The 370-nt window shown below is 46.5% G+C and carries 1 rRNA gene; it reads right to left on the reverse strand.

What is annotated here, in order from left to right:
* Window positions 1-110: ribosomal RNA gene (locus tag AAZR93_RS21655) — 23S ribosomal RNA — on the reverse strand; the annotation flags it as partial.
* Window positions 111-370: the final 260 nt, after the last annotated feature.

Here is a 370-nt window from a genome sequence, read left to right on the forward strand (position 1 = left end):
CGTCGGTTATAACGGTTCATATCACCTTACCGACGCTTTTCGCAGATTAGCACGTCCTTCATCGCCTCTGATTGCCTAGGCATCCACCGTGTACGCTTAGTCGCTTAACCTCACAACCCGAAGGTGTTTCTGTTAACAACGAGTGACTGCGCTTCATGATTTCCGTGTTGACCAGTGCTCGCCATGCTCACGTACCTTAAGTACGCTGCGCTGGCTGTGCGCTGTTCGCCTTGAAATCACCTTGCTCGTCGACTCGATATTGCAGAGAACATCTACAAATTGGAGTTTTTTGAGAGACTCTCACTTTGTTTAAGCAAAAACAAAGTGCGTTGTTTTCAATTTTCAGCTTGTTCCAGATTGTTAAAGAGCA

It is taken from the genome of Providencia sp. Je.9.19, from assembly GCF_051129765.1.
In the GTDB taxonomy this organism is placed as follows: domain Bacteria; phylum Pseudomonadota; class Gammaproteobacteria; order Enterobacterales; family Enterobacteriaceae; genus Providencia.